This is a genomic window from Delftia deserti (genome assembly GCF_042653485.1).
GTDB classification, from domain to species: Bacteria; Pseudomonadota; Gammaproteobacteria; order Burkholderiales; family Burkholderiaceae_C; genus Comamonas; species Comamonas acidovorans.
Genome location: NZ_JBHSIH010000001.1, coordinates 2,974,365 through 2,998,221, shown reverse-complemented (window position 1 = coordinate 2,998,221; position 23,857 = coordinate 2,974,365). Strand labels below are relative to the sequence as shown.

At 68.0% G+C, this 23,857-nt stretch carries 24 protein-coding genes; 17 read left to right on the top strand and 7 right to left on the bottom strand.

All coding sequences use genetic code 11. The annotated features are described in order from the left end of the window. Nucleotides 1–14 precede the first annotated feature (14 nt). Nucleotides 15–1,130, top strand: a complete 1,116-nt coding sequence (locus tag ACFPFG_RS14595; protein WP_183020153.1) for a TIGR03364 family FAD-dependent oxidoreductase — start codon at nucleotides 15–17, stop codon at nucleotides 1,128–1,130. 16 nt (nucleotides 1,131–1,146) lie between these two features. Here ACFPFG_RS14595 and ACFPFG_RS14590 read toward each other — a convergent pair whose 3' ends face one another. Continuing rightward, complete coding sequence (locus ACFPFG_RS14590) at nucleotides 1,147–2,322, bottom strand: TFIIB-type zinc ribbon-containing protein (RefSeq protein WP_380107168.1); 1,176 nt, start codon at nucleotides 2,320–2,322, stop codon at nucleotides 1,147–1,149. A gap of 73 nt (nucleotides 2,323–2,395) precedes the next feature. Next, the gene (locus tag ACFPFG_RS14585; RefSeq protein WP_380107166.1) at nucleotides 2,396–3,517 is read right to left on the bottom strand and encodes an SPFH domain-containing protein; all 1,122 of its coding nucleotides are present in this window, start codon (nucleotides 3,515–3,517) and stop codon (nucleotides 2,396–2,398) included. A 358-nt stretch (nucleotides 3,518–3,875) separates the two neighbouring features. Here ACFPFG_RS14585 and glyQ point away from each other — a divergent pair, with 358 nt between their 5' ends. From glyQ to ACFPFG_RS14555, 6 genes are all read left to right on the top strand, one after another. After that, entirely contained in the window at nucleotides 3,876–4,814 is a 939-nt protein-coding gene (gene glyQ / locus ACFPFG_RS14580; RefSeq protein ID WP_012203218.1) for a glycine--tRNA ligase subunit alpha, read from the top strand. A 34-nt stretch (nucleotides 4,815–4,848) separates the two neighbouring features. Continuing rightward, on the top strand, nucleotides 4,849–6,960 hold the full coding sequence (glyS, locus tag ACFPFG_RS14575; protein WP_183020155.1) for a glycine--tRNA ligase subunit beta: 2,112 nt from the start codon (nucleotides 4,849–4,851) through the stop codon (nucleotides 6,958–6,960). A gap of 152 nt (nucleotides 6,961–7,112) precedes the next feature. Further along, complete coding sequence (locus ACFPFG_RS14570) at nucleotides 7,113–7,682, top strand: D-glycero-alpha-D-manno-heptose-1,7-bisphosphate 7-phosphatase (RefSeq protein ID WP_183020156.1); 570 nt, start codon at nucleotides 7,113–7,115, stop codon at nucleotides 7,680–7,682. A gap of 150 nt (nucleotides 7,683–7,832) precedes the next feature. Further along, nucleotides 7,833–8,573, top strand: coding sequence for a lysophospholipid acyltransferase family protein (locus tag ACFPFG_RS14565; protein ID WP_013804242.1), 741 nt, complete (start codon nucleotides 7,833–7,835; stop codon nucleotides 8,571–8,573). Nucleotides 8,574–8,589: 16 nt separating this feature from the next. Beyond that, on the top strand, nucleotides 8,590–9,516 hold the full coding sequence (locus ACFPFG_RS14560; protein WP_380107162.1) for a M48 family metallopeptidase: 927 nt from the start codon (nucleotides 8,590–8,592) through the stop codon (nucleotides 9,514–9,516). A 134-nt stretch (nucleotides 9,517–9,650) separates the two neighbouring features. Continuing rightward, a complete protein-coding gene (locus ACFPFG_RS14555; RefSeq protein ID WP_380107160.1) occupies nucleotides 9,651–10,091 on the top strand; it encodes a rhodanese-like domain-containing protein in 441 nt (146 codons plus the stop codon). Here ACFPFG_RS14555 and ACFPFG_RS14550 read toward each other — a convergent pair whose 3' ends face one another. From ACFPFG_RS14550 to ACFPFG_RS14540, 3 genes are read right to left on the bottom strand one after another with little or no spacing between them, the layout of a single operon-like run. Further along, nucleotides 10,092–11,243, bottom strand: coding sequence for a CaiB/BaiF CoA transferase family protein (locus ACFPFG_RS14550; protein WP_380107158.1), 1,152 nt, complete (start codon nucleotides 11,241–11,243; stop codon nucleotides 10,092–10,094). Further along, complete coding sequence (locus ACFPFG_RS14545; RefSeq protein ID WP_380107156.1) at nucleotides 11,243–12,268, bottom strand: NADPH:quinone oxidoreductase family protein; 1,026 nt, start codon at nucleotides 12,266–12,268, stop codon at nucleotides 11,243–11,245. Before ACFPFG_RS14545 ends, ACFPFG_RS14550 begins: the two co-directional genes overlap by 1 nt. 2 nt (nucleotides 12,269–12,270) lie before the next feature. Further along, nucleotides 12,271–13,260: a tripartite tricarboxylate transporter substrate binding protein gene (locus tag ACFPFG_RS14540; protein ID WP_380107154.1), complete on the bottom strand. Its 990-nt coding sequence runs from the start codon at nucleotides 13,258–13,260 to the stop codon at nucleotides 12,271–12,273. Between the two features lie 201 nt (nucleotides 13,261–13,461). Between ACFPFG_RS14540 and ACFPFG_RS14535 the strand changes: the two genes are divergently transcribed. Continuing rightward, complete coding sequence (locus ACFPFG_RS14535; protein WP_380107152.1) at nucleotides 13,462–14,361, top strand: LysR family transcriptional regulator; 900 nt, start codon at nucleotides 13,462–13,464, stop codon at nucleotides 14,359–14,361. 9 nt (nucleotides 14,362–14,370) lie between these two features. Here the strand turns inward: ACFPFG_RS14535 and ACFPFG_RS14530 are convergent, their stop codons facing one another. Continuing rightward, entirely contained in the window at nucleotides 14,371–15,306 is a 936-nt protein-coding gene (locus ACFPFG_RS14530) for a LysR family transcriptional regulator (RefSeq protein ID WP_183020163.1), read from the bottom strand. A gap of 105 nt (nucleotides 15,307–15,411) precedes the next feature. Here ACFPFG_RS14530 and ACFPFG_RS14525 point away from each other — a divergent pair, with 105 nt between their 5' ends. Next, nucleotides 15,412–16,386: a Bug family tripartite tricarboxylate transporter substrate binding protein gene (locus ACFPFG_RS14525; protein WP_183020164.1), complete on the top strand. Its 975-nt coding sequence runs from the start codon at nucleotides 15,412–15,414 to the stop codon at nucleotides 16,384–16,386. A gap of 1 nt (nucleotide 16,387) precedes the next feature. Next, nucleotides 16,388–17,146, top strand: a complete 759-nt coding sequence (locus ACFPFG_RS14520; protein ID WP_269670910.1) for a maleate cis-trans isomerase family protein — start codon at nucleotides 16,388–16,390, stop codon at nucleotides 17,144–17,146. A gap of 60 nt (nucleotides 17,147–17,206) precedes the next feature. Here the strand turns inward: ACFPFG_RS14520 and lysM are convergent, their stop codons facing one another. Then, complete coding sequence (gene lysM / locus ACFPFG_RS14515) at nucleotides 17,207–17,677, bottom strand: peptidoglycan-binding protein LysM (protein ID WP_183020165.1); 471 nt, start codon at nucleotides 17,675–17,677, stop codon at nucleotides 17,207–17,209. 185 nt (nucleotides 17,678–17,862) lie between these two features. Here lysM and ACFPFG_RS14510 point away from each other — a divergent pair, with 185 nt between their 5' ends. The 7 genes from ACFPFG_RS14510 (at nucleotide 17,863) to ACFPFG_RS14480 (ending at nucleotide 23,825) form a co-directional block, all read left to right on the top strand. Next, nucleotides 17,863–18,675: a type III pantothenate kinase gene (locus ACFPFG_RS14510; RefSeq protein WP_183020166.1), complete on the top strand. Its 813-nt coding sequence runs from the start codon at nucleotides 17,863–17,865 to the stop codon at nucleotides 18,673–18,675. Nucleotides 18,676–18,834: 159 nt separating this feature from the next. Further along, nucleotides 18,835–20,541 (top strand): type II secretion system ATPase GspE, encoded by a 1,707-nt coding sequence (gene gspE / locus ACFPFG_RS14505; RefSeq protein ID WP_183020222.1) that lies wholly within the window; start codon nucleotides 18,835–18,837, stop codon nucleotides 20,539–20,541. Continuing rightward, a complete protein-coding gene (locus tag ACFPFG_RS14500) occupies nucleotides 20,534–21,751 on the top strand; it encodes a type II secretion system F family protein (RefSeq protein ID WP_183020167.1) in 1,218 nt (405 codons plus the stop codon). The genes gspE and ACFPFG_RS14500 overlap by 8 nt, the downstream gene beginning before the upstream one ends. A 32-nt stretch (nucleotides 21,752–21,783) precedes the next feature. Continuing rightward, the gene (gene gspG / locus ACFPFG_RS14495; protein ID WP_183020168.1) at nucleotides 21,784–22,224 is read left to right on the top strand and encodes a type II secretion system major pseudopilin GspG; all 441 of its coding nucleotides are present in this window, start codon (nucleotides 21,784–21,786) and stop codon (nucleotides 22,222–22,224) included. Between the two features lie 58 nt (nucleotides 22,225–22,282). Then, the gene (locus ACFPFG_RS14490; protein WP_183020169.1) at nucleotides 22,283–22,729 is read left to right on the top strand and encodes a GspH/FimT family pseudopilin; all 447 of its coding nucleotides are present in this window, start codon (nucleotides 22,283–22,285) and stop codon (nucleotides 22,727–22,729) included. Then, nucleotides 22,729–23,133 carry a type II secretion system protein gene (locus ACFPFG_RS14485; protein ID WP_197953383.1) on the top strand — a complete coding sequence of 135 codons (405 nt, stop codon included), beginning with the start codon at nucleotides 22,729–22,731 and terminating at the stop codon, nucleotides 23,131–23,133. The genes ACFPFG_RS14490 and ACFPFG_RS14485 overlap by 1 nt, the downstream gene beginning before the upstream one ends. Next, nucleotides 23,130–23,825: a prepilin-type N-terminal cleavage/methylation domain-containing protein gene (locus tag ACFPFG_RS14480; RefSeq protein WP_183020171.1), complete on the top strand. Its 696-nt coding sequence runs from the start codon at nucleotides 23,130–23,132 to the stop codon at nucleotides 23,823–23,825. The genes ACFPFG_RS14485 and ACFPFG_RS14480 overlap by 4 nt, the downstream gene beginning before the upstream one ends. Nucleotides 23,826–23,857: the final 32 nt, after the last annotated feature.

Here is a 23,857-nt window from a genome sequence, read left to right as displayed (position 1 = left end):
CTCTGTTTCCTCCCATGAAGAACTACGACCTGATCGTGGTGGGGGCCGGCATTGTCGGCCTGGCCCACGCCTATGCGGCTGCGCGCCGTGGCCGCAGCGTGCTCGTCATCGAGCGCGACGCGGCCTGCATCTCCGCCTCCATCCGCAACTTCGGCTTTGTGACCGTCACGGGCCAGCAGGCAGGCGCCCACTGGCGGCGTGCCATGCGCTCGCGCGACACCTGGGCCGAGATCGCGCCGCAGGCCGGCATCGAGGTCGTGCACCGCGGCCTGTGGCTGACGGCGCGTCGCCCCAGTGCCGAGGCCGTGCTCCATGCCTTTCTGAGCACCGCCATGGGCGAGCGCTGCGAGCTGCTCACGCCGGCCCAGGCCGCCGAACGCCACCCGGCACTGCGCACCGGAGACCTCAGTGCCGTGCTCTACAGCCCGCATGAGCTGCGCGTGGAGTCGCGCACGGCCATTGCCCGGCTGGCGCAGTGGCTGGAGCAGGCCATGGGCGTGGATTTCCGCTTCGGCGAGGCCGTGCTCGAGGTGGCGGCACCCCGGGTGCGCAGCACGCGCGCCAGCTACCACGGCGAACGCGTGGTGGTCTGCAACAACGCCGACCCGGGCGGCCTGTTCGCCGGCCTGTGGGCGCCGCACCGCATCCAGCTGTGCCAGCTGCAGATGCTGCGCGTGCGGCCGCAGCCGGGCTTTCGGCTCGAGGGCTCGGTCATGGGTGACCTGAGCATGGTCAGATACGAGGGCTACAGCGCCCTGCCCGAAGCCGCCGCGCTGCGCGCCGAACTGGAGCGGGAGGAGGGCGAGAGCCTGGCCCACGGCATCCACCTGATCGCCGTGCAAAGCGCCGACGGCAGCCTGGTGGTGGGCGATTCCCACCACTACGGCGCAGCGCCCCAGCCCTTTGCCAGCGAGGCCGTGGACGGGCTGATGCTGCGCCACATGAACGAGGCCCTGAACCTGCGCGACGCCCAGGTGGTGGAGCGCTGGGTGGGCGTCTATCCGAGTGCGCAGGACGCGCCCTGCGTGGTGCATGCGCCCGACGAGGCCACGCGTGTGGTGGCGGTCACCGGAGGTTCCGGCGCGAGCACCGCCTTCGGGCTTGCCGAAGAGGTCTGGAGCGCGTGGTGAGCGGCAGCCGGCCTACTTACTGGCCGAACATCACCCACAGCAGCGCCAGCACCATGATCGTGGCCAGCACGGCCAGCGTGATCTTGAGGGCGCTGTAGGGGCGCTCGCCCGCGATCTGGCCGGTGTAGCCGTTGGCGATGATCTGGAAGGTCTTGCTGCCGTAGGTGTATCCCACCAGCCAGACCGGCACGAGGATGTGCTTGAAGGTGCGGCCCTGGTACTCGCGCTGCACCTGCAGGTTGCGGTAGGTGTCGCCGGGCACCTGGCGTGCGCACAGGGCGCGCAGCTGCTCGTCCATGTCCTGCACGTTGACCTGGGCGGCCTTGCCCAGGTCGATCTGGTAGCGCTCCACGGTCCAGCCGCGCACGAACTCGGGCGTGTAGGGCTTGAGGTCGGTGGTGGTGGGAAAGGGCTCCACCTGGCGCAGCAGGTTGGCGTGCACGCCCACGGTGCCGGGCACCAGTTCGTCGTCGAAGAAATGCGCGAGGCTGCCCGAGGCCGGCTCCCAGCGCACATGGCGCACCTGGCGCGTCTGAACGTTGCCGTTGCTGTCGCGGTAGGACTCGTTGGTGTAGTAGTAGAAGCCCGCCTCGGCCTGCCAGTCGGCGCTGGCGTGGGCGTCGAAGGTCCAGTAGGGCAGGTAGACGCCATGCAGCGTGTCGGTCAGTGCTGCGGACTTCAGGCGGTTGGGTGCGAACCAGCGGCTGCCGTACCACTGGCGGATGCGGTCGCGGATCTGGCCGTCGCTGATCTTGAAGGGCAGGATGCTCTGGGGCGTGATGGCATCGCCCTGCTCCTCATGGGCGACGATGGAGGGCGAGCCGCAGAAGTCGCAGCGCTGGGCCACGGTGCGGTTCACGAAGACCGAGATGGCGCGGCAGTTCTGGCACTGGACCTCGTAGCGGTCCTCCGTGCCCCAGCCCCTGCCGGATTGGGGGTTGCGCAGCGCCTCGGCCAGGTCCTGCTCGACCACATCGCGGCCCAGCTCCTCGCGCGTTTCCTCGCTCCAGGGCACCGTGGTGCCGCAGTACGGGCACTTGAGCGCCTGGGCCTGGGCATTCCATTCGAGATTGGCGCCGCATTCGGGGCAGGGGTGCTTGCGCACCATGGCGGGCGCGGCGGCTGCGGCCTCCCAGGAACCGGAGGCGGGGGAAGTCGAGGTGCTGGAGGAACTGGAGGAGGGCGCGCTCACGGCATCGGTCCTGGAAAACGGGACGCGGCGCCAGGCAGGGCCTGGCGCCGCAAAGGGTCAAACCACGGAAATGTCAGCCGCGCAGGAAGTCATCGAGTGCGGCTTGCGCAATGCGCCACTGGCTGCCGATCTGGCGTGCCTTGAGGTTGCCGGCCTGGATCTCGGCCAGCACATCGGCCTCGCTCACACCCAGCACCTGGGCCGCCTGGGCCGGGGTCAGCACCTGCAGTCCACCGGCGGCGGGCGCTGCGGGGGCCTGGGCCGCCTGTGCGGCAGCGGGCGAGAACGGATCGGACGTCTGGCCCTGGCCGGCCGGTGCGCCACCGCCACCGCCACCGCCGTTTTGCATGCTCTTCATCATCTCCTGCGCCATGCCGAAGCCCATGGCCATGGTGGCGGGCAGGGTGGCTGCGGCAGCGCCTTCGCCGCCCGTGGTCATGGCCTGGCCCATCTGGTACTTGACGTAGTCGTTGAGATTGCCGATGGCCGTCATGCTGGAGCGCTTGTCGATGGCCTGCTCCACCTCGGGCGGCACGGACACGTTCTCCAGCACGAAGCTGGTGATCTCCAGGCCGTACTTGTCCGTCATGGCCGGGTTGATCAGCGGCAGCAGCGCATCGCCCAGCTCGCCATAGCGCTGGGCCACGTCCAGCACGGGCACCTGGGCCTTGGCCAGCGACTCGGTGAACACGCTGATGATGCGCGAGCGCATGGTGTCGGCGAACTCGTCGATGCGGAAGTTCTGGTCCGTGCCCGCCACTTCCTTGAGGAACTTGGCCGGCTCGACGATGCGGAAGTCGTAGGTGCCGAAGGCGCGCAGGCGCACGGCGCCGAAGTCCTTGTCGCGCACCATCACGGGGTTGGAGGTGCCCCACTTGTTGCCCGTGAACAGGCGCGTGTTGATGAAGTAGACATCGCACTTGAACGGCGAGTTGAAGCCGTACTTCCAGCCCTGGATGGTGGACAGGATGGGAATGTTCTGCGTGGTCAGCGTGTGCTTGCCGGGGCTGAACAGGTCGGCGTACTGGCCGGCCGAGACGAACTGCACCTGCTGCGACTCGCGCACGATGAGCTGGGCGCCGTTCTTGATTTCCTTGTCGTCATCGGGCCAGCGGTAGGAGAGCGTGTCGCGCGAGTCATCGGTCCACTCGATGATCTCTATCAGTTGCTTGGTGATGATGTTCATCAGGTTCATGGCAGGCTCCGGGGCGGTGGTGGTCCACGACAAAAAAGGTCAATGGGCCATTCTAGGGGGCGTGCATGGCGGCGTGGCGAACGGCCACCGGCCGCGGCCCCGGTGAATTGTCAAAAAATGAAGCTGCCGGGCCTTGCAAGGCCTGTTTCCAGTTGGTCCCGCGCCATGGCCTTTGCCTGTATGCAATGCGTGCTCTGTTTTTTGATGCAGATCGCGTGGCGTCGCCGCCGCAGTGGGGCCGCAGGCCGGCGCCACGGCGCACGGCCGGGCGGCGCCTTAAAATCGTCGTTTGCGCGGCGCGAGCCGCCTCTCATTCACCGGCGCGGCCCCGGCCTGCGTGCGACGCCTGAAACAAGTCATGCTCACTTTCCAACAAATCATCCTCAAGCTGCAGTCCTACTGGGCCGACCAGGGCTGCGCGCTGCTCCAGCCCTATGACATGGAAGTGGGCGCGGGCACCTCGCACACCGCCACCTTCCTGCGCGCCCTGGGCCCCGAGCCCTGGAAGGCCGCCTACGTGCAGCCCAGCCGCCGCCCCAAGGACGGCCGCTATGGCGACAACCCCAACCGCCTGCAGCACTACTACCAGTTCCAGGTGGTGCTCAAGCCCGCGCCCGACAACATCCTGGAGCTGTACCTGGGCTCGCTCGAAGCCCTCGGGTTCGACCTGAAGAAGAACGACATCCGCTTCGTCGAGGACGACTGGGAGAACCCCACGCTGGGCGCCTGGGGCCTGGGCTGGGAAGTCTGGCTCAACGGCATGGAGGTGACGCAGTTCACCTACTTCCAGCAGGTCGGCGGCATCGACTGCAAGCCCGCCACGGGCGAGATCACCTACGGCCTGGAGCGCCTGGCCATGTACCTGCAGGGCGTGGACAACGTCTACAACCTGACCTGGACCGACGGCCTGAGCTACGGCGACGTCTACCACCAAAACGAGGTGGAGCAGTCCACCTACAACTTCGAGCATTCGGACGCCGACTTCCTGTTCACCGCCTTCGGCGCCTACGAAAAGCAGGCCAACCACCTGATCGGCGAACAGCTGGCGCTGCCGGCCTACGAGCAGGTGCTCAAGGCCGCCCACACCTTCAACCTGCTTGATGCGCGCGGCGCCATCAGCGTGACGGAGCGTGCCGCCTACATCGGCCGCATCCGCAACCTGGCCCGCGCCGTGGCCAAGGCCTATATGGACAGCCGTGCGCGCCTGGGCTTCCCCATGGCGCCCAAGGCCCATGCCGACGAAGTGCTGGCCGAGCTGGCCAAGGCCGCCGAACAACAGGGCAAGAAGGCCGCCTGAGGCGGACACCGCTGCACCGAGAGAACACCAGACCATGAACGCATCGAATCTTCTTGTTGAACTGTTTGTCGAAGAGCTGCCCCCGAAGGCGCTGCAAAAGCTGGGCGACGCCTTTGCCGGCGTGCTGTTCGAGCAGCTCAAGGCCCAGGGCCTGCTGGCCTCCAGCGAAGCGCGCCTGACGGCCTATGCCTCGCCGCGCCGCCTGGCCGCCCACATCACCGAAGTCCTGCCCCAGGCCGAGGACAAGGCCGTGTCGCAAAAGCTCATGCCCGTCTCCGTGGGCCTGGACGCCGACGGCAAGCCCACGCCCGCCCTGATCAAGAAGCTGGCCGCCCTGGGCGCCGGCGAAGAAGCCGTTGCCGGCCTGACGCGCCAGGGCGAGGGCAAGGCCGAGGCCCTGTTCCACGCCTCCACCGTGCGCGGCGTGATGCTGGCCGACGGCGTGCAAAAGGCGCTGGACGAAGCCATTGCCAGGCTGCCCATCCCCAAGGTCATGCGCTACCAGCTGGCCGACGGCTGGAGCAGCGTCCATTTCGTGCGCCCGGCCCACGGCCTGGTGGTGCTGCACGGCACCGAGGTGCTGATCGGCGTCAAAGCCCTGGGCCTGACGGCCGGCACGGCCACGCATGGCCACCGCTTCGAGGCGGCGGTCGATCCCGTGGTCATCCGCTCTGCCGATGACTACGCCGCGCAGCTGCGCGAGGAAGGCGCCGTCATCGCCAGCTTCGCCGAGCGCCGTGCCGAGATCGCGCGCCAGTTGCAGGCCGCTGCCGAGCGCGTGGGCGGCGGTGTCCGTCCCATCGAGGACGATGCCCTGCTGGACGAGGTCACGGCCCTGGTCGAGCGTCCCAATGTGCTGGTCTGCGAGTTCGAGAAGGAATTCCTCGACGTGCCGCAGGAATGCCTGATCCTCACCATGAAGGCCAACCAGAAGTACTTCCCGCTGCTGGACGCCGCCGGCAAGCTGACCCACCAGTTCCTGGTGGTCAGCAACATCAGCCCCCAGGATGCCAGCGCCGTCATCGGCGGCAACGAACGCGTGGTGCGCCCGCGCCTGGCCGACGCCAAGTTCTTCTTCGACCAGGACCGCAAGAAGACCCTGGCCTCGCGCGTGGACGGGCTGGGCAAGGTGGTCTACCACAACAAGCTCGGCACCCAGGGCGAGCGCGTGGAGCGCGTGCGCTCCATCGCCAAGAGCATTGCCCGCCAGCTGGGCGACACGGGCCTGGCCCAGCAGGCCGACCTGGCCGCGCAACTGGCCAAGACCGACCTCGTGACCGACATGGTGGGCGAGTTCCCCGAACTGCAGGGCACCATGGGTCGCTACTACGCGCTCAACGACGGCCTGGACGTGGCCGTGGCCGATGCCATCGAGGACCACTACAAGCCCCGCTTTGCGGGCGACGAACTGCCGCGCGGCAACGCCGGCGTGGTCGTGGCCCTGGCCGACAAACTGGAAACCCTGGTCGGCATGTTCGGCATCGGCAACCTGCCCACGGGCGACCGCGACCCGTTCGCGCTGCGCCGCCATGCGCTGGGCGTGATCCGCATGCTGGTCGAGAAGGACCTGGCGCTGGACCTGGAGACCCTGCTGGTCAGCGTGCTGCCTGCCTTCGGCGACAAGATCGAGGACGCCACGCCCCAGCTGGCCGACTTCATCTACGACCGCCTGGCCGGCAACCTGCGCGAGCAGGGTTTCTCGGCCCAGGAAGTGGACTCCGTGCTGGCCCTGCGCCCGCAGCGCCTGTCCGACGTGCAAAAGCGCCTGGAGGCCGTGCGCGCCTTCGGCGAACTGCCCGAGGCACCGGCCCTGGCCGCCGCCAACAAGCGCGTGGGCAACATCCTCAAGAAGGCCGACCAGGCTGTGCAGGCCCAGGTTGACGCGGCCGTGCTGGCCGAGGTGGCCGAGAAGGACCTCTACGCGGCCCTGCAATCGGTGGCGCCCAAGGCACAGCAGCAGTTTGCTGCCGGCGACTACACGGCCAGCCTGCAGACCCTGGCCGCGCTGCGCGCCCCGGTCGATGCCTTCTTCGAGCATGTGATGGTCAACGCCGAAGACCCGGCGCTCAAGGCCAACCGCCTGGGCCTGCTGGCGACCTTGCACGAAGCCATGAACCGCGTGGCGGACCTTTCGCGACTGGCGTAAATGGAGCACCCCCTGAGGCGCTTCTCGCCTTCCCCCTCTCTACTTGCTTCGCAAGGGAGGGGGACGACACCCTCGGTGCGGGGCGGCCCTTCCTCGGTGTCCCTCGTCTTGGGACGCGCGCAATTGAGTTCTGACATTCTTGGGACCCGACCATGAAAATTGCGATCCTGGACCGTGACGGAACCCTCAACCAGATCGGTGAGGAGGGCTTCATAGGCTCGGCCGAGGCCTGGACGGCCCAGCACGGGGCGCTGGAAGCCGTGGCGCGCCTGAACCGGGCGGGCTGGCATGTGGTGGTCGCCACCAACCAGCCGGGCCTGGGCCGGGGCCTGTTCGACGTGACCGAACTCAATGCCGTGCACGCGCGCATGCACCGTGAAATGGCGGCGGCAGGCGCGCGCGTCGATGCGGTTTTCTACTGCCCCCATGCGCCGGACGAGGAATGCCATTGCCGCAAGCCCGGCACGGCGCTGTTCGAGCAGATTGCCGAGCGCTTCGGCGTCGAGGGCCACCAGCTGTGGGTGGTCGGCTCCTGCGTGGCCCACCTGCAGGCCGGTGCCGCCATGGGCGCGCGCCTGCACCTGGTCTGCACGGGCGCCAGCGCCGGAGTGTCTCTGGACGGGGCGCTGCCGCCCGGGCTGCCGCCCGGCACCCAGCGCCATGCCAGCCTGGCCGCGCTGGCCGATGCGCTGGTTCCGGCGGATGCCGCACCGGCTCCCTGAACGCCTGAACGCCCGAACGGCGCTTTTCCCATGCGCCGCCGGCCTGCCGTCCTGCGCACAATGCTATCTTTGTGAATTCCGATTCCTGAGGGCGCAAGGCCCGGGCCTGCCGCCCGGCCCCTGCGCCGCTTTCTGCACCACACTGCCGCCATGTCCCTGATCCGCTCCACCCTCCACATGCTCTGGATGGGCATCACCGTGATCCCCTACACCCTGGCCGTGCTGCTCACGCGCTGGCTGGGCGGCGGGCCGCGCCGCGTCTATGCCGTGGCGCGCGCCTGGCTCAAGCTGTCGGTGGACAGCGCCCGCGTCATCATGGGCGTGCGCCACCGCGTGCAGGGCATGGAGAACCTGCCCACCGATCCCAAGCAGGGCGTGGTGCTGCTGGTCAAGCACCAGTCCACCTACGAGACCTTCCTCATGCCGGCCATCATGCCGCGCCCGCTGGCCTATGTGTTCAAGAAGGAGCTGCTCATGGTGCCCTTCTTCGGCTGGTCCATCGGCAGCATGGACATGATCCACATCGACCGCAAGCACGGCTCGCGTGCCTTCCACAAGGTGGTCGAGCAGGGCAAGCGCCTGCTGGGCCAGGGCACCTGGGTGATCATGTTTCCCGAAGGCACGCGCATCCCGCGCGGCCAAAGGGGCGAGTACAAGACCGGCGCCACGCGCCTGGCCATCATGACCGGCGTGCCGGTCGTGCCCGTGGCCGTCACCTCGGCCAAGTGCTGGCCGCGCAAGGCCTTCATCAAGACGCCGGGCGTGGTGGATGTCTCCATCGGCAAGCCCATTCCTTCCGTGGGCCGCAAGCACGAGGAGCTGATGGTGGAAGTCGAAAACTGGATCGAGGCCGAAATGCAGCGCCTCGACCCCGAGGCCTACCGCGCCTGAGGCGCCGGAGAGCGGCATGGCGGACCCGGCACAGCGCAGTTGGGATTGGCTGCTGCCACCTGCCGTGCAAACGCAGGGCGGCGGGCTGAAGCCGCGCCGTGACCGGGCCGCTCCCCCCGCCCAGCCTCCATCCGCGCCTCCTCCTTCATCTGCCCCGTCTCCATCCACCATCCCCGAGGACAGTCCCAGCGTCCATCCGGAGGCCAACCAGCAGGCGGTCCTCCAGGGACAGGTGCTGCATTACCGGCTGCAGCGCTCGCGCCGGCGCACCATCGGCTTCACCATCGGCGCGCAGGGGCTGGTGGTCAGCGCACCGGCCTGGGTGAACATGGCTGCCATCGCACAGGCGCTGGATGCGAAATCGGGCTGGATACTGCGCAAGCTGCACGAGGCCGGCCAGCGCCAGCAAACCCAGCAGGCGGCACGCATACGATGGGAGCACGGCGCGGAGATCGGCTACCTGGGCCGCCCCTTGCAGCTGTGCCTGACCGGCGGCGAAACCCAGCCGTTGCGCACGCGCCAGATACACCGTGAACAGGCGGCCGACGGCAGCCAGTCCCTGCACCTGCCGCTGGCGCCCGGGGCATCGGCCGCCGAGGTGCGCGCCTGCGTGCAGGCCTGGATGCTGCGCGAGGCGCGCTCCTGGTTCACGGCCAGCCTGCAGCGCCACGCACCGCTCCTGGGCGTGCAGTGGACCAGCCTGAGGCTGACCAGCGCAAGCACGCGCTGGGGCAGTGCCAACACGGCGGGCGCCATCCGGCTGAATTGGCGGCTCATGCAGCACGCGCCCGAGGTCATCGACTACGTGGTCGTGCACGAGCTGTCCCATCTTCGGTACATGGACCACAGCCCGCGCTTCTGGGCCACGGTGGCCAGCGTCATGCCGGGCTGGGAGGCGCAGCGCCAGGTGCTGCGCGACAAGCTGCTGCCTCCCTGGGAGTAGGCGAGGCGCCCGGGGGCGACTTGAGGCGACTTCAGGCAGCTCAATGCGGATCAATGCGGCCTCATGCGTGCTCACGCAGGCGGCCGGTTATTCTTGCCGTGCACACAACCGCGTCTTATTCAGAAAGCCAATCCATGACCGCAAGCGCTCCCGTCCCCGCAGCGATCCCGCTGACCGTCCAGCCCGCACCGGGCTATGCAGGCGACATTCCTGCCGAACTTGCCTGGCAATGGCTGCAATCCGGCGAAGCCGTGCTCGTCGATGTGCGCACCGATGCCGAGCGCGACTGGGTGGGCCGCGTACCGGGTGCCGTGGCCGTGGCCTGGAAGCAGTGGCCGTCCATGGCGATGAATCCCGATTTCGACAGCCAGCTGCGCGCCGCCGTGCCTGAAGGCGGCAAGGTGGTCCTGCTGTGCCGCAGCGGCGTGCGCTCGGTGGCTGCCGCCCAGCGTGCGACGCAACTGGGCATCGAGGCCTACAACATCCTCGAAGGTTTCGAGGGCGACGTGGATGCCAACGGCCAGCGCGGCCATGTCGGCGGCTGGCGCCTGCGCGGCCTGCCCTGGCGCCAGTAGTCAGCGCAGGCCGAACTCCCGCAGCACGGCCTGCGTGTGTTCGCCCAGCGCGGGCGGCACCAGGGCCTGGGCATCCGTCGCATGCGTCTGTCCCGGCAGGCGCGGCAGGGGCAGGCCCGGCCAGGCACAGTGGCCGGGCGTGCGCTGGAACAGGTGCGCCGACTGGGGATCGTCCAGCAGTTCGAAGGGGTGGCGCACGCGTCCGAACAGGATGTCGTTGTCCTTGAACAGCCGCTCCCAATGGGCCAGTGGCTGGTGCAGCAGGGCCTGCGCCAGCCGGGCCGACAGGTGCTGCGCCTGCGGCAGCCGGCCCGCGCTGCTGCGCAGGGCCGGGTCCTGCAGCCAATCGTCAAAACCCATGGTCTTGCACAGGCGGGCGAACATGGCGTCGTCCAGCATGCTGAGGTAGAGCATGCCATCGGCCACGGGGAACAGGCCCGTGGGCGCGTTGAAGGCCGAGGCCTCCGCGCCGGGGAACAGGGCGCCTTCAATGACCAGGTAGGACTGCAGGGCCGCGCAGACCTGCAGCATGGACAGTTCCAGGTGCCGGCCCCGGCCCGTGCGTGCGGCCCGCAACAGCGCTGCCGTGGCGCACTGGGCGGCATACAGGGCCGTTGCCAGGTCGGCCAGCAGCAGGCCGATGCGGCGGGGCTGGCCCGTGGCCGGGTCGCGGTTGGCGTGCATCAGGCCGCCGTAGGCCTGCATGGTCGTGTCCAGGGCCGGCAGTCCGGCCATCGGCCCCTCGCTGCCATAGCCGGAAATGGACACGTAGACCAGGCGCGGGTTGCCTGCGGCCAGTTGCACGGGGTCGGCGCCCATGCGGGCTGCCACGCCGGGGCGGAAATTCTGCAGCACCACGTCGGCGCGCAAGGCCAGCGCCTGAAGCGCCGCGCGCCCTTCGGGCGCACGCGTGTCCAGCACCACGCTGTGCTTGCCGGCGTTGCAGGCCACCGAGATGGCGGTCTGGCCATCCCGGCTTCTGCCCATCTGCCGGCTCCAGTCGCCAGCGGGCGGTTCGATCTTGATCACCCGCGCGCCCTGCTGGCGCAGCAGCAGTCCGCAGTAGGGGCCGGCCACGCCCTGGCTTATGTCGAGGACGGTGATGCCGGCCAGCAGTGGCTCATCGTCGAATGGATGGGGAGTCGAAGACATCAGAAATCCAGGATGACCTTGCCCACGGCGCGGCGCGACATGGTGGTGTCCAGTGCCTGCTGCCACTGCGGCAAGGGAAAGTGCATGGTGCGTGGCGCCGCGATGGCCCCGCTGGCGACGGCTTGAGTGATCTGCCCGACCAGGGCCTGCACGGCCGGTGCGTGGACGGCACGCTCGTCGGTCAGTCCCCAGCCGATATAGCGGCCGTAGTTGAAGCCCAGCACGCCCAGGTTCTTCACCAGCAGCAGATTGGCGGGAAACTGCGGAATGCGCCCGCTGGCAAAGCCCATGGCCAGCAGGCGGCCCCCGGGTGCCATGCAGCGCAGGGAGGCATCGGCCAGGTCGCCGCCGACGGGGTCGAAGACCACCTGGGCCCCGCCTGCGGGGCACAGCGCCTTCACGGCCGTGGGCAGCGCCACGGCGTCGGATGGCAGGGCGTGGGCGGCGCCATGGACCAGCGCTGCCGAGCGCTTTTCCTCGGTGCTGGCCGTGGCGATGACCTGCGCGCCCAGGTGGCTGGCGATCTGGACGGCCGCCATGCCCAGGCCGCCGCTGGCTCCGTGCACGAGCACGCTTTCCCCGGCCTGCAGCCGGGCCGCCCACTGCAGTGCCGACCAGGAGGTGGCATAGGTGATGGGCAGGGCGGCCGCTGCGCACAGGGGGACGGCATCGGGCAGGGCATAGACGGTATGGGCCAGGGCCACGGCTTCCTGCGCCAGCGCGCCCCAGTCCAAGGCCGCAATGACGCGCTGGCCCGTGCGCAGGTCCGGGCGCAGCTGGCGGACATCGGGGGCAACCTCCATGATTTCACCCGCCACCTCGGTGCCGGGCGTGAAGGGCAGGGGCGGCCTACGCTGGTAGGTGCCTGCGACGAACAGGCTCAAGGCAAAGCCTATGCCCGCATGGCGTACACGGATGCGGACCTGGCCGGGTGCCAGCACGGGCCGCTGCAGTGCCTGCAGTTCCAGTTCATTCCAGTGGCCCCAGTGGGTGCAGACCAGGGCCCGGTAGTGTTTGTCGGCCATGGCTACTCCAGCCGGATGTCGAGTTCGCGCACCAGTTGCGCCCATTTGGCCTGGTCGGCGCGCAGCGTGGCGGCAAAGGCCTGGGGCGTGCTGCCCACAGGCTCCAGGTTCAGGCCATGCAGGCGCTGCACGATGGCGGGCTGCTGCACCAGGCGCGCAACTTCGCGGGACAGCTGCGCCGTGATGGCCTGCGGGGTGCCTGCCGGAAACAGCAGGCCCATCCACGCGTCGGGCTCGAAGCCCTGGTAGCCCAACTCCAGGAAGGTGGGCACCTGGGGCAGCAGGGTAGAGCGTCGGGCCCCGGTGATGGCCACGGGCACGATGCGGCCCGCCTGCAGCAGCGGCATGGCCGTGCCCACGGCGATCAGTCCGATGGGAATGTGGCCTGCCGCCAGATCGTTGCCCAGGGGGACGCCGCCCTTGTAGGGCGTATGCGCCATCTTCAGCCTGGCCTGGCGCTTGAGCAGCTCGCCCAGGATGTGGCCCGTGGTTCCCACGCCGTAGGAGCCGTAGGCGTACCTGTCCGGCTCCGCGGCCACGGCCTGCACCAGGGGGGCCAGGCTGCGGTGCGGAAAGTCCGCCGAGACGGCCAGGATGACCGAGGATTTGGCGACCAGGCTCACGGCCTCGAAGTCGGCAATCGGGTCGTATCCGACCTGCGCGTAGAGGGCCGGGTTTTGCACATGGGCGGTAAAGGTCAGCAAGGCGGTATGCCCATCGGCAGGTGCCCGTGCCACCAGCTTGGTGCCTGTGGTGGTGCCTGCGCCCGGGCGGTTGTCTATGACCACCGGCTGGCCCCAGCGCTCGGTCAGTCCCTGGCCCAGCAGGCGAGCCACGGCATCGTTGACATTGCCTGCCACCGAAGGCACGACGAGGGTGATGGGTCTGCGCGGATAGCGGGAAGGCCCGTCCGGCCCGTCCGGCGCGGCCGCCATGGCTGCCGGGGCCAGCAGCCCCGCGCCGGCGCACAGGCCGAATCGGCGGCGTGTCATGGCTGCCGCATGGCATGGTGGCTGCGCTCCTTGCAATGGTTGCCGCATGTCTGTCTCCTGTGGATTGGGAAGGGCCTGGCACGGCTGGCGACAAAAACCAGTCTAGGTATCCCCCTGGTGCGCCGGTATTCCCGTGTGGAAACTTGGAATGCCTGCCGGGCATGCGGGAATGCGCGCGGGCCATTCATGGAGGGACACCGCATGCGCATCGATGACCTGGAGCTGTTTGTGGCCGTGGCCGAGCACGGCAGCCAGCAGCGGGCGGCCGAGTCCAGGGGGCTCACCCAGTCGGCACTGTCCAAGGCCATGGCGCGGCTGGAGGACGAGGCAGGCCTGGCCCTGTTCGAGCGCGCGGCCAAGGGCCTGACCCTGACCCGCACGGGCACCGGCATGCTCGCGCATGCGCGCGGCGTGCTGCAGTCCATGCAGGCCTTGCGCAGCGCGCTGGACGAGCAGCGCGCCAGCCATGCCGGCCAGGTGCGCCTGGGCTCCATTCCCTACCTGATGCCGTCGCTTGTCTCGCCGCTGCTGGCGCGTTTCTTCGTACAGCGCCCGCTGGCCACCTTTTCAATAGAAACCCATATGAGCGCGCACCTCATGACCCTTCTGCGCAAGGGCCACATCGACCTGGCCCTGGTGGCCGTGCCGGCGCAGATTCCTGCGGATGTGGAGTGCATGCCGCTGGGGACCATGCGCATGCAGATCGTGGCGCGTGCGGATCATCCAAGGCTTTGCCGACTGCGCGGCTGGCCGGATCTGGTGGGCGAGCGCTGGGCCATGCCCGCAGCCTCGCTATACCTGCGGCAATGGCTGGACGAGAAGTTCGCCCTGGCCGGGCTGGCACCGCCGCGCGTGGCGGTGGAAAGCACGGCCTCGCCCGTGGCCTTTGCCCAGCTGCTGCGTCAGTCGGACCTGCTCGGTCTGATGCTGTCGCAGGCCCTGCACCAGCCCGAGGGCCAATGCCTGGTGGCCCTGCGCGGCGAAGGCATGGCCTGGAGCCACGAGCTGGCCGTGTGCTGGCGTGCAGGCGCCAGATTGTCGCCGCTGTGCCTGGATTTCCGCGATGCGGTCACGCAGTGGTGCGCCGAGCACGGCGTTTGAAAAGGGGTTTCAGCGCTCCGGCTCCGCAAAGCCCAATGCCACCGCCCGGGCGGCCACCATGTCCACCAGGGCCTGGGCCGGTCCTGACAGCGTGGCCTGCGAGCGCATGGCCAGCAGCAGCCGGCGCCGGGTATTGAGTGCGCCCAGCGGGCGCAGCCGCAGTGCCCGCGCTGCCAGGTGCGGCGCGGTGGCGGCGCGCGGCAGGATGGCCAGCCCCAGCCCGACCGAGACCATGTGGCACATGGCGTCGAAGCTGCGCACCTGGATGCGGATCCGCACGGGCCGGTTGATGGATTCGGCCTCGGCTGCAATGCGCCGCATCAGCGAGGTGGAGCGGGCCAGGCTCACGAAGTCGTGGTCCAGCACGGTGGCCAGGGGCACGGGGGCGGCGTCGTCCGTATCCAGTGCATGGCCGCGCGGCATGACGAGCACCAGCTCGTCCACATCGCACACCTGGGTGCTCAGCCCTTCCAGGGGCGTGTTCTCCCCGATGATGGCCAGCTCGGCGACGCCGCTGAGCACGGCGCGCACGGACTCCTCGCTGAGCGCGTCCTCCAGGTCCACCGACACACCCGGGTGGGCCGCCATGAAGTCGGCCAGCAGCCGGGGCAGAAATCCCGCAAACGCCGAGTTGTTGGCCCACAGGCGCAACTGGCCCGTGGCGCCGCTGCGAAAGTCGTCCATGGCCAGGGCCAGGTGCTCCAGCCGGGCCACCACGTCCACCGCATGGTGGTACATGCTCTGGCCGGCAGGCGTGGGCGTCACGCCGCGCTTGCTGCGCACCAGCAGGGTCACGCCGCAGTGCTGTTCCAGCTCGGCCACCCGCTTGCTGGCCGCCGCCAACGACAGCCCCAGCGTGCGCGAGCCGGCCGTCAGGCTGCCGGCATCGACCACGGCCACATACAGGCGCAGCGTCAGCAGATCGAATCGGTGCAGGTTGATCATCCTCATCCTCCACCACAGACGAAGGATGGATCAACGAGATACGGCTGTTCGGCCGCGTGCAGGCCCGCAAGAATGCGCTGGTACAAAGAGAACATGGAGACAAGCATGAATCGACGCATTGTGCTGCAGGCCGCCGGTCTGGCAGCCGCCGCCCTGCTGGGCGCAGGGCCCGCACTGGCCCAGGGCTTTCCCGCCAAGTCCATCACCCTCGTGGTCCCCAACCCGCCCGGCGGCGTGGTGGACACGGCGGCACGCCTGGCGTCCGACCCGCTGTCGCGCCTGCTGGGACAGTCGGTGGTGGTGGACAACCGGGGCGGCGCCAGCGGCAACATCGCCTACCAGATGGTGGCCCGGGCGCCCAAGGACGGCTACACGCTGCTGGCCTCGTATTCGGCCTACCACGTGGGCAATCCGGCCCTGTTCCCCAAGCTGCCCTGGGCGCAGTCCGAGCTGGCGCCCGTGGGGCTGATCGTGGCCGCCACCAATGTGATCGCCGTTCATCCTTCCGTTCCGGCGAACAATCTGCAGGAATTCATTGCCTATCTGCGCAAGAACCCGGGCAAGGTCAATTACGCGTCGCAGGGCAATGGCTCGCTGTCCCATGTGGGCACGGCCGTGTTCGCCCAGGTGACCCAGACCCAGATCACGCATGTGCCCTACAAGGGCTCCGGCCCTGCCATCCAGGACGTGCTGGGCGGGCAGGTGCAGATGTTCATCACCACGCCGCCTTCGGTGCTGGGCCATGTGCAGACGGGCAAGCTCAGGGCCCTGGCCGTGACCAGCAAGACGCGCCATCCCATGCTGCCCGATGTGCCCACCACGGCCGAAGCGGGCCTGCCGGGCTTCGAGCTGGAAGCCTGGGTCGGCCTGTTCGCGCCTGCGGGCACGCCGCCCGAGGCCATCGCCAGGCTGTCGGACGCGCTCAAGACCTCCCTGGAGTCGCCCGACGTGCAAAAGCGCGCGGCCCTGCAGGGCGTGGAGCCGCGATTCCTCGGCCCGCAGGCGCTGGGCGCCCTGGTGCAGCGAGAGACCGATCACTGGGGCAAGGTGATCAAGGCCAACCACATCACGATGGATTGACATGACAGCCAAAACCCATTTCCGCATCGGGCAGATCGTGCCCAGCTCCAACACCACGATGGAGACCGAGATCCCCGCCATCCTGCGCGCCCGCGAGGCCCTGGCGCCCGAGCGTTTCACCTTTCATTCCAGCCGCATGCGCATGAAGCATGTGACCAAGGAAGAGCTGGCCGCCATGGACGGCGATAGCGACCGCTGCGCGCTGGAACTGTCGGACGCGCGTGTCGATGTGCTCGGCTATGCCTGCCTGGTGGCCATCATGAGCATGGGGCGCGGCTACCACCGTGTCTCCGAGGCGCGCCTGCACCAGCGCACCGTGGACAACGGCGGCCCCGCGCCCGTGGTCACCAGCGCCGGCGCACTGGTCGATGGCCTGCACGCCATCGGCGCGAAAAAGGTGGCTCTGCTGGCGCCCTACATGAAGCCGCTGACGCAGCTGGTCATCGACTACATAGAGAACGAGGGCATCGAAGTGGTGGACAGCATCTCGCTGGAGATCGCCGACAACCTGCAGGTGGGCGCCCAGGATGCGCGCGCACCCATCGAGATCACGCGGCGCCTGAACACGGCCAACGCCGACGCGGTCATCGCCTCGGCCTGCGTGCAGATGCCCTCGCTGGCCTCGGTGCAGCCCATCGAGGACCGCGTCGGCCTGCCGGTACTGTCTTCCTCGGTGGCCACGACGTTCATGATGCTCAGGCGCCTGGGCTTGCCTACAGCCGTTCCGGGATTCGGTGCGCTGTTGAGCGGTAAATACTGACTACTGACTGAGCCCACGAAAAAACCGCCCGAAGGCGGTTTTTTTACGGAGACAAAGAGATCACAGCGCCGGGATGCGCAGCTTCTGGCCGGGGTAGATCTTGTCGGGGTGGCTCAGCATGGGCTTGTTGGCCTCGAAGATCACCGGGTACTTGTTGGCATCGCCATAGAACTTCTTGGCAATGGCCGACAGCGTGTCGCCACGCACCACGTCGTGGTACTGGGCTTCGGGCTCGGGGTTGGTCACCGCCATCTGGTTGTCCACCGACTGCACGCTGGAGACGTTGCCGCAGCACAGCGTCACCTTTTCCTTGACCGCCTGGGTGGGGGCCGTGCCCAGCACCGTGACCTTGCCCTGCGAGCCGTCGAACTGCACCTTCACGTCGCTGACGCCCAGGTTCTGCGTGCCGATGTAGGTCTCGATGGCCTTGGCCGCCTTGGCATTCAGGTCTTGCGCAGGCTCGGCTGCCTGTGCGGCGCTGCCGCCGAACAGCTTTTCGCCGGCTTCCTTGATGAAACTGAAAAGTCCCATGGGTGACTCCTGTTGGTGGGTGGAAAAACGGAAAGGCCAATGTAACGCCTAACCGTGGCAACGCGCGCTGCCGGGCAGGAGTGCTCCCGGATTTTTGACATTTGCGCCATTCTTGCGTTCACGTCCTCACTCAGTTGTCGTCCATGGCTGACGCTATCCTCCGGAAAACTCCGATAATCCCGCCCATGACTTTTTTGGCCATAGACATCGGCAACACCCGCTTGAAATGGGCGATGTACGACGCGCATCGGCCTGGCGCCGCCTTGTTGGCGCACGGCGCGGAGTTCCTCGAGCACATAGAGCACCTGGCCGAAGGGCCGTGGAGCGACCTGCCCACGCCCACGCGCATGCTGGGCTGCGTGGTGGCGGGCGACACGGCGCGCCGGCGCGTGCACGACCAGATCGACATGATGCTGGGCTGGGATTTCGAGCCGCAGTGGGCCGTGCCCGGCGCAGCCGAGGCCGGAGTCACCAACGGCTACGACTTCCCTTCGCGCCTGGGGGCGGACCGCTGGGTGGCCATGATCGGCGCGCGCCAGCACATCCTGCAGCGCGGGCCCGAGCGGCCCCTGATCGTGGTCATGATCGGCACCGCCGTCACCGTGGATGCGCTGGACCAGCATGGCCACTTCATGGGAGGCCTGATCCTGCCGGGGCACGGCATCATGCTGCGCGCCCTGGAAAGCGGCACGGCCGGCCTGCATGTGCCCACGGGCGCGGTCACGCCATTTCCCACCAACACCAGCGATGCGCTGACCAGCGGCGGCACCTACGCCATCGCCGGGGCCGTGGAGCGCATGTACCAGCATCTGTACATGCACTGCAGCATGGAACCCGCCTGCGTCATGGCCGGCGGTGCAGGCTGGAAGATGGTGCCCAGCATGACGCGGCCCTTCGAGCTGGTGGACAACCTCATCTTCGAAGGCCTGCTGGTCATGGCGCAGCGCCGCTGGGGCGATGCCAGCGGCCTGCCAACCGAGGCCGTGAAGGCGGCCTGAAGCTGCCTTCCCTTGTGCAGCGCAGCATCTTGCCGGCCTGGCCGGTGCGTAACAGTTGATGACAGGAATGCGGCGACCGTGGACGCCGCATGGGACGCCTTTCGCGGGGGATGCGGCGACAGTGGATAATCCGCGGCAATGTCTTCCACCAATCACGTCATGGAACCGATTGCCGGTGTCGAAGCCCCGATCAAGGGGCGGCTGGGCGAACGCCTGCTTTCCGCCGGCAAGCTGAACGAGCGCGATCTGCAAAACGCCCTGCAGGCGCAGCAGGAGCTGGGCGGCTACCTGGGCCAGGTCCTGGTCCAGCTGGGCGTGGTGGCGGAAACCGACGTGGCCCAGGCCCTGTCCGAGCAGCTGCACATGCGCTGGCTGCGCGCCGAAGAATTCCCCGACCTGCTGCCCGATGTGCCGGGCCTGCTGCCCAGTTTTCTGGATGCGCAGTGCGTCTGCCCCATTTCGCTGCAGGAAGGCGTGCTCGAAGTGGCCATGTCCGTGCCGCAGGACCCCTTCATCACCAAGGCGCTGCGCCTTGCCACCGGGTTGCAGATCAGGCCCGTGCTGGCGCTGGAAGCCGACATCCGCAAGGCCCTGTCCGAGGCCGGCCAGGAGCCTGAAGGCGAAGAAGGCCAGGACTGGGAGTCGGACGCCACGGGCGGCGACTTCGTAGAGCATCTGAAGGACCTGGCCAGCGAGGCGCCGGTCATCCGCCTGGTCACGGGCATCATTTCCCGCGCCATCGAGCTGCACGCCTCCGACATCCACCTCGAACCCTTCGAGGCCGGCCTGCAGGTGCGCTACCGCATGGACGGCGTGATCCATGCGGCCGAACTCGTGCCGTCGCGCCTGAGCGCCGCCGTTGGCTCGCGCGTCAAGCTGCTGGCCCATCTGGACATTGCCGAGCGCCGCCTGCCGCAGGACGGCCGCATCAAGACCCGCGCCAAGGGCCGCGAACTGGACCTGCGTGTCTCCACCGCACCCACGGTGCACGGCGAGAGCATCGTCATGCGGGTGCTGGACCGCGCCAACGTGCGCCTGCGCCTGGAAAGCATGGGCTTCGAGGCCGATACGCTGGAGCGTTTCAACACCTTGCTGGCCAAGCCGCACGGCATCGTGCTGGTCACGGGACCGACAGGCTCGGGCAAGACCACCACGCTGTACGCGGCCCTGTCCAAGATCGACGCGGTTTCCAACAAGATCATCACCGTCGAGGATCCGGTCGAGTACCAGCTCGACGGCATCAACCAGATCCAGGTCCATCCGCAGATCGACCTGACCTTTGCCAACGCCCTGCGCTCCATCCTGCGCCAGGACCCGGACATCATCATGATCGGCGAAATGCGCGACGGAGAAACCGCTCAGATCGCCGTGCAGTCCGCGCTGACAGGCCACCTGGTGCTTTCCACGCTGCACACCAACACGGCCGCAGGCGCCGTCACCCGCATGCGCGACATGGGGGTGGAAAGCTACCTGATCACCTCCTCGGTCAATGGCGTGCTGGCCCAGCGCCTGGTGCGCACGCTGTGCTCGCATTGCAAGCAGCCTGACACGCTGCCGGCTGCCGCCGTCGAGGGCAGCGGCCTCAAGCGCTTTCTGCGCGAGGGCTCGCCCATCTACCGTGCCGTCGGCTGCGAGCATTGCCGGGGCACGGGCTACAAGGGCCGTACCGGCATCCATGAACTCATGGTCATCGACGAGCCGCTGCGCCGCGCCATCATCGAAGGCCAGGACGCCAACGCCCTGCATGCCATGGCGGCCAAGAGCGGCATGCTGAGCCTCTACGACGACGGCCTGCGCAAGGTGGCCTCGGGCGCCACCACGCTGGACGAAGTGCTGCGCGTGACCCAGGACCAGAGCGATGCCTGATTACAGCTGGGAGGCCGTGGACAGCCGCGGCCAGATGGTCAAGGGCACTTTTTCCGCTGCGGCCGTGGCCGAGGTGGTGGTGCACCTGCGCAAGAGCCGGCTGTCGCCCATCAAGGTCGAGGAAGCCGCAAGCCTGGGCAACGTGCCGCTGGCGGTGCGCGCGCTCAAGAAGGGCCGCATCAAGGCCGACGACATCCAGGGCATGACCACCGAGCTGGCCATCATGATGCGGGCCGGGCTGTCGCTGGACAATGCGCTCAAGGTCCTGGTCGAGATGAGCCACAAGGTGCAGATGCAGGCCATGCTCCAGTCCGTGCTCGACAGCGTCAAGGCCGGCATGCCGCTGAGCCAGGCCCTGGGCAAGCACCACGACCTGTTCGGCGACTTCTATATCAACATGGTGCGCTCGGGCGAGGCCAGCGGCCAGATGTCGGGCGTACTCAACCGGCTGGTGGAGCACATGGCGCGTCAGCGTGCCCTGCGCGACAGCGTGGTCTCGGCCACCATCTATCCCGCCATCCTGCTGGGCGTGGCCGTGCTGTCCCTGGTGGCCATGCTGGGCTTCGTAGTGCCGCAGTTCGAGCAGCTCTTCAACGACATGGGCGACGCGCTGCCCCTTCCCACGCAATTCGTGATGGGGCTGGGCCATGCATTCCGCAGCTACGGCTGGGCGGTGTTCATCGTGCTGGGCGCGCTGGGCTGGGTCTTTTCCCGCTGGGCCAAGAGCCCCAAGGGCCGCCAGACCTGGCAATCATGGCTGCTGGGCCTGCCGGGCCTGGGTGGCGTGGTGCGCAAGTACCAGCTCACCCTGTTCAGCCGTTCGCTGGGCACGCTGCTGGGCAACGGCGTCACGCTGCTGACGGCGCTGCGCATTGCCAGCGACACGGTCTCCAATGTCGCCATCCGCGAGCGCCTGGAAAAAATGGGTCCCATGGTCAAGGAAGGCCATCGCATGGCCCATGCCGCCCAGAAAACCGGAGAATTCGAGCCCCTGGCCCTGAATCTGGTGCGGGTGGGGGAGGAAACCGGCCGCCTGGGCGACATGATGCTGGAGCTGTCCAACATATTGAACCGCGAGGTCGAAAACGCGATCAAACGCCTCCTGACCATGCTGGAGCCGGCGCTGATCCTGGTCCTCGGTATCCTTATCGCCTCCATCATCGTGTCGATCCTGCTCGGAATCCTGTCCGTCAACGATCTGGCCGTCTGATGAATCTGAATTGTCTGAAAGGTATGTAGAAGATGATGCGCATGCAAAAGCAACTGTCCTCCCGCGCCCGCAAGCGTGGCTTCACGCTGATCGAACTGCTGGTCGTGCTGGCCATCCTGACCCTGCTGGCCGGCCTGGTCGGCCCCAAGGTGCTGAACCAGTTGGGTGGAGCAAAGACCAAGACGGCCGGCGTGCAGATCGCCGACATCGAAAAGGCGCTGGAGCTGTACAAGCTCGACGTGGGCCGCTATCCCACCTCGCAGCAGGGCCTGGACGCGCTGGTCAAGCAGCCTGCCGGCGTTGCCGGCTGGGCGGGCCCCTACCTCAGGGGCGGCGTGCCCAATGATCCCTGGAACAACGCCTACCGCTACACCTATCCCGCCGCCAACGGTGACCTCGAAATCCTCTCGCTGGGCTCCGATGGTGCGCCTGGCGGCGAGGGCGAGGCTTCCGATATTCGCAACACCAAGTAATCAGCTGTCCAGAACAGCTGCCGCAACCGTTGCCATTCCGTCTCGCCAAGGATGAGTCTTGAAGCGCGCCCAGGGTTTCACGCTGATCGAGCTGCTGGTGGTGTTCGCCATTCTTGGCGCCATCATCGGCATCGTGCCGCCTGCCATGGGCAAGCTGCGCGATGCCGTGGACTATCGGCAGACGGTGCAGGACGTGACGGCCCTGCTGCGCAAGGCGCGCCAGCAGGCCACGCTGCAGGGCATGCCCGTGGCATTCGCTGTCAATACGAATAGCAGGCAGTACGGCATCGCCGGACAGGCCGCGGCCAGGCTGCCCGACAGCCTGACGGTGCAACTGACCACGGCAGCCGGCATGGCGCTGGCCGATGGCAGCCAGACCATCGTCTTTCTGCCCGAAGGCGGCGCCACGGGGGGCAGCATTTCGCTCGCCCGTGCGCAAAGCGGTGGTGGCGTGCGTCTGCGTGTGGACTGGCTTTCCGGCCAAGTCACCAAAGAGGCCCTGTAATGCGTCGGCGCGCCGCTTCCCGCCCCAGGGTGCGGGGCATGACCTTGCTGGAGCTGTTGGTGGCGCTGTCCATCATGGCCATCTCCCTGGCGCTCATTTACCGGGCTGTCGGCGGCTCTGCACGCGGCGTGGCCAAGCTGGAGCAAAACCAGGGCGTGGCCCTGCTGGCCGATTCGCTGATGGATGCTTTCCCCATGGTCGATCCCGGCGGCACCCAGGCTTCGGGCCAGGATGGCATCTATGCCTGGCAAGTGGCTTCGGCGCCTTTCCCGGCAAGCGACTTGCCTGAGACCGCCGTCCCCCTGCATGCCTTGCGCATCACCATCTCTGCCGAAAATCGCAGCTGGGTCTTTGAAACCCTGCGTCCGCAGCGACCATTGCAGCCGGGTGAGGTGACGCGATGAGCGTGTCCGGCGTCAAGCATTCGGCTTCGGCCAGGCAGCGCGGCTTCACGCTGGTGGAGCTGCTGGTGGTCATGGCTTTGCTGTCCCTGCTCATGCTGGGGCTGGCCTCGGCCATGTCCACGGTGTCCCAGACCCAGGAGCGCGTCGACGCACGGCTGGATCGCATGGACCACCAGCGGGTGTCCATTGCCTTCCTGCGCTCGGTTCTGGGCCAGGTCTCTGCCGTGAGACGGCAGGCGGGCCTGCGCAAGCAAGGCGAGAGCGAACTGTTTTTCGAAGGTGGCCCGCAAGGCATGCGCTGGCTGGGCATCATGCCCGCCCGCTTCGGCATGGGCGGTCGTACCCACTTCCAGCTTTCCGTCGAAGGCGATGCCCTGGTGCTGCGGTTCGCACCCTGGCAAGGGCCCGATGTCATGCCCGACTGGGGGCAGAGCCAGTCCTACGTGATCGATCGCGGTGTCACGGGTTTTGCCTTGCGTTACCAGAACGCCAAGCTGGGCGTGGCACATTGGCAGCCGCAATGGGGACCCGAAAAGGACAACGAAAAGGAACTGCCGTCTGCCGTGCAAATCGAGTTGCAGTCGGCGTCGGGGGTATGGCCGATGATGGTGGTTGCCATGAGGACTCCGGCTGCATCGAATCCCCAACGCGTGGACGACGAGGCCAGCCTTGGAGGGGGGCGCAGCTTTTGAGCAGAAATAAAATCCTTACCGCCCAGAAGGCT

Bases quoted from the DNA above. Each gene is read 5' to 3' on its own strand.
- ACFPFG_RS14560 (WP_380107162.1), top strand. From the start codon at position 8,590: ATGGCGGACCCGGCACAGCGCAGTTGGGATTGGCTGCTGCCACCTGCC.
- ACFPFG_RS14500 (WP_183020167.1), top strand. From the start codon at position 20,534: ATGCCTGATTACAGCTGGGAGGCCGTGGACAGCCGCGGCCAGATGGTC.
- ACFPFG_RS14540 (WP_380107154.1), bottom strand. From the start codon at position 13,260: ATGACACGCCGCCGATTCGGCCTGTGCGCCGGCGCGGGGCTGCTGGCC.
- ACFPFG_RS14550 (WP_380107158.1), bottom strand. From the start codon at position 11,243: ATGTCTTCGACTCCCCATCCATTCGACGATGAGCCACTGCTGGCCGGC.
- ACFPFG_RS14520 (WP_269670910.1), top strand. From the start codon at position 16,388: ATGACAGCCAAAACCCATTTCCGCATCGGGCAGATCGTGCCCAGCTCC.
- ACFPFG_RS14485 (WP_197953383.1), top strand. From the start codon at position 22,729: ATGCGTCGGCGCGCCGCTTCCCGCCCCAGGGTGCGGGGCATGACCTTG.
- ACFPFG_RS14535 (WP_380107152.1), top strand. From the start codon at position 13,462: ATGCGCATCGATGACCTGGAGCTGTTTGTGGCCGTGGCCGAGCACGGC.
- glyS (WP_183020155.1), top strand. From the start codon at position 4,849: ATGAACGCATCGAATCTTCTTGTTGAACTGTTTGTCGAAGAGCTGCCC.
- ACFPFG_RS14525 (WP_183020164.1), top strand. From the start codon at position 15,412: ATGAATCGACGCATTGTGCTGCAGGCCGCCGGTCTGGCAGCCGCCGCC.
- ACFPFG_RS14585 (WP_380107166.1), bottom strand. From the start codon at position 3,517: ATGAACCTGATGAACATCATCACCAAGCAACTGATAGAGATCATCGAG.
- ACFPFG_RS14530 (WP_183020163.1), bottom strand. From the start codon at position 15,306: ATGATCAACCTGCACCGATTCGATCTGCTGACGCTGCGCCTGTATGTG.
- ACFPFG_RS14545 (WP_380107156.1), bottom strand. From the start codon at position 12,268: ATGGCCGACAAACACTACCGGGCCCTGGTCTGCACCCACTGGGGCCAC.
- glyQ (WP_012203218.1), top strand. From the start codon at position 3,876: ATGCTCACTTTCCAACAAATCATCCTCAAGCTGCAGTCCTACTGGGCC.
- ACFPFG_RS14595 (WP_183020153.1), top strand. From the start codon at position 15: ATGAAGAACTACGACCTGATCGTGGTGGGGGCCGGCATTGTCGGCCTG.
- ACFPFG_RS14570 (WP_183020156.1), top strand. From the start codon at position 7,113: ATGAAAATTGCGATCCTGGACCGTGACGGAACCCTCAACCAGATCGGT.
- ACFPFG_RS14510 (WP_183020166.1), top strand. From the start codon at position 17,863: ATGACTTTTTTGGCCATAGACATCGGCAACACCCGCTTGAAATGGGCG.
- gspG (WP_183020168.1), top strand. From the start codon at position 21,784: ATGATGCGCATGCAAAAGCAACTGTCCTCCCGCGCCCGCAAGCGTGGC.
- gspE (WP_183020222.1), top strand. From the start codon at position 18,835: ATGGAACCGATTGCCGGTGTCGAAGCCCCGATCAAGGGGCGGCTGGGC.
- lysM (WP_183020165.1), bottom strand. From the start codon at position 17,677: ATGGGACTTTTCAGTTTCATCAAGGAAGCCGGCGAAAAGCTGTTCGGC.
- ACFPFG_RS14555 (WP_380107160.1), top strand. From the start codon at position 9,651: ATGACCGCAAGCGCTCCCGTCCCCGCAGCGATCCCGCTGACCGTCCAG.
- ACFPFG_RS14480 (WP_183020171.1), top strand. From the start codon at position 23,130: ATGAGCGTGTCCGGCGTCAAGCATTCGGCTTCGGCCAGGCAGCGCGGC.
- ACFPFG_RS14565 (WP_013804242.1), top strand. From the start codon at position 7,833: ATGTCCCTGATCCGCTCCACCCTCCACATGCTCTGGATGGGCATCACC.